Here is a 3051-nt window from a genome sequence, read left to right as displayed (position 1 = left end):
GGCCGCCCCGCGGACGCGCAGCCCGTGGGCTGCCGGCCGCGTGGCGACCGGGCGCGGAGGACGCCCGGCCGCGACGGTCACTGGACCATGAGGCGGACGGTCCGGACGACGACCTCGGGCGCCGCCAGCGCCTCCTGCTCGTCGTGGACGACGGGGTGGAAGGTCAGGTGCAGGTGGCCAGGGTCCCAGGCTCCTCTCTCGCCGAGGTCGGCCGCGACGTCGGTGATGTCGAAGACGTACGACAGCCCGTGCTCGGCGTCGGACTCCTGCGACTCGCGGACCCCGAAGAGCGGCAGGTTCCCGACGAGCGCGTCGTCGTCCTCGGTGTCGCCCACGTACACGGCGTAGGTGGGCGGCTGGTTGTCACCCTCCAGCGTGATGTGCTCGAGCACGAGCAGCAGCCGCTCCGGCTCGTCCGGCGACGCGGCCCGGTCGGTCAGCTCCCGGGCCGCGCCCGGCCCGACCGCGATGTCGACGCTCGCCGTCCTGGACGCGAGACGTACCGGTTCACGGTTGACCGCGACAGCCTCCGGCGGGACCTGCTCGAGGCGCCGCACCTCCTCCTCGCGACGAGCATCGTCCTCGCCCCCTGCGTCTCCGACACCGGCCACGGGCCGCCTCCTCTCGCGCTTCAGCGTGCGGGCCGACGGCGGGATGCCGATGTCCGCATACACGTACCCGAACGCACTCGTGTCGAGCACCTCCCAGCTCTCGGGTTCCCTGCGGGCCCCGGACGGGTCGAGGAACGCGAACCTCTGGGTGAACACGCTCTTCGCGGGGTCGCGCCCCTGCCCGGTGTGGGACCGCCACACCTCCCACAGCCGGTCGATGTTGGAGTGGTGCAGCCAGAAGACGGCGTCGGAGGCCGCGGTGTTGAAGTTCCCCATCTTGCCGCCCACGAAGTTGTGGACGGTGCCGTGCGGTGTGCCTTCGAGGGTGCCGATCGTGCCGGGGAGATGACTGAACCCGGTCGTGGGCCCGCCGAAGGTGGCCGTGTTCGGGATCTTCGACGTGAAGAGCGGCTGGTAGAACCAGCCCTTCGCGGTGGTCTCGGTGGGCTCGAGGGACGCCGTCCCGGCGTTCACGCCGCTCTTGCGCTGCACCTCGTAGAGCGGGTTGGCGAGGCCGTCCGGCCCGATGGGGTCCCGGAAGGGCGGCGGCAGCGTGTTCGTCGTGGCCGTGTCGTAGTCCCAGTAGGGCAGGGCCCACGTGTCCTTGACCTTCTGAGGGATGTCGTTCCTGTTGCGGATGATGTCGCGGCAGATCGCCTCGAAGTAGCCCAGGTAGAGGCGGTGCCAGGGCAGGAAGTACCAGGAGCCGTGCTGGCACTGGTTGCGCAGCCCGTCGTGGGGGTCCGGGCTCATGCCGTGGACCTGGGTCTGGTGCAGCCAGGACCGGGCTCCCGTGGGCGGGCCGGCCTTGAGGACCGCGACGGCCTTCGCGTACGCGTTGATGACGGCCTGGCCGTCGGGTCCTTGCAGGTAGAGCTTCCAGACGTCCTGACGGACGAACGGTCCACCCAGCTGCGGGTCGGGGTGTGGTGCGCTTGCCATGATGTTCCCCCTCGGGTGCCGGCGGGGGCGTGGGAGCGGGTGATCGGTCGTGCCCCGGGCCGCGATGCCCGGGCGGACGGGCTGCTCGCCCGCCGCGTCCCCCTGCGTCGTGCAGCGGCGACCGCCCCTGCACTTCCAGGGTGCGCCTCGGGGGGGTTCTTGTCGCGCGGGCCCGGCTGCGCAGACGAGTCACCCTCGGCGTATCGCACCGTCACCGTGGGCGGGCTGGAACGTCACCGTCGGCAGCGCGGCGCGTCGCCCTCGGCGGGCTCGCACGTCCCCCTCGGCGCCCCGGTGCGTCGCCCTCGGTGCGCGAGAGCGTCACCCTCGTCGGGCGACGCACCGGGTCTACCCTGGCCGGGTGCCTTCGACCCAGCGTTCGTTCGCGTCCGACAACTACGCCCCGGCCCACCCTGCGGTCCTCGCGTCCCTGACCGCCGCGAACGAGGGCCACGCCGGTTCGTACGGCGCGGACCGGTGGACCGCTCGGCTCCAGGAGGTCGTCCGGCACCACTTCGGCGACGCGGCCACGGCGTTCCCGGTGTTCAACGGGACGGGCGCGAACGTCGTCGCGCTCACGTCGATGCTGCCGCGCTGGGGTGCGGTCGTGACGTCGGAGCACGCGCACGTCCATCAGGACGAGAACGCCGCCCCGGAGCGTGTCGGCGGGATCAAGCTCCTCACGGTCCCCTCGCCGGACGGCAGGCTGACCCCGGCCGCGGTCGACCGGTTCGTGGGCGACCTGGGCGACCAGCACCGCGCGCAGCCGCTCGTCGTGTCGATCACGCAGGCGACCGAGCTGGGCACGGTCTACTCGCCCGACGAGATCCGCGCGATCAGCGACCGCGCGCACGCCGCGGGACTGCGGGTCCATCTCGACGGGGCGCGGCTCGCGAACGCGGCGGCTGCCCTGGGGGTGTCGTTGCGCGCGACCACGACCGACGTGGGCGTGGACGTCGTGTCGTTCGGCGGCACCAAGAACGGCCTGCTGTTCGGCGAGGCCGTCGTGGTGCTGGACCCCGACGCGGCCCAGGGCGTCGACTTCGTCCGCAAGATGACCATGCAGCTCGCGTCGAAGATGCGCTTCGTCTCGGCACAGCTCACGGCGCTGCTCGAGGACGACCTGTGGCGTGCCAACGCGGCGCACGCCAACGCGATGGCCGCACGCCTGCGGGCAGCGCTCTCGCCCGTGGCGAGCGAGGGAGAGGTCCACGACGGCGGGACGCGCGCGGCGCCGTCGGGCCTCGCGTTCTCCCAGCCCACCCAGGCGAACGCGGTGTTCGCGGTGCTCCCGCGCGCCGTCGCCGAGGCCCTGCGCGCGGACTTCGCCTTCTACGACTGGGCCGCTGCCGCCCCCGATCCCGTCACGGGCGACGAGCGCGTCGAGGTCCGCTGGATGTGCTCCTGGGACACGTCGGAGCGGGACGTCGACGCGTTCGCCGCAGCGGTCCGCGCGGCGCTCGTGTGAACGCCGGAGCGGGCGTGACCGGGTAGGTCA

At 72.9% G+C, this 3051-nt stretch carries 2 protein-coding genes; one reads left to right on the top strand and one right to left on the bottom strand.

Going from position 1 to position 3051, the window contains the following annotated elements; translation table 11 throughout:
• Positions 1-77: 77 nt before the first annotated feature.
• A complete protein-coding gene (locus tag ACFRCR_RS18035; protein ID WP_377679503.1) occupies positions 78-1553 on the bottom strand; it encodes a tyrosinase family protein in 1476 nt (491 codons plus the stop codon).
• 361 nt (positions 1554-1914) lie between these two features.
• On the opposite strand from ACFRCR_RS18035, the gene ACFRCR_RS18030 reads away from it, so the two are divergent.
• Positions 1915-3021 carry a threonine aldolase family protein gene (locus ACFRCR_RS18030; protein ID WP_377679501.1) on the top strand — a complete coding sequence of 369 codons (1107 nt, stop codon included), beginning with the start codon at positions 1915-1917 and terminating at the stop codon, positions 3019-3021.
• The last annotated feature ends 30 nt before the right edge of the window (positions 3022-3051 follow it).

This window comes from Oerskovia sp. NPDC056781 (assembly GCF_042789955.1).
Classification (GTDB): domain Bacteria; phylum Actinomycetota; class Actinomycetes; order Actinomycetales; family Cellulomonadaceae; genus Oerskovia; species Oerskovia rustica.
The sequence above is the reverse complement of the archived record's forward strand: the minus strand, read 5'-3'. Positions and strand labels throughout refer to the sequence as shown.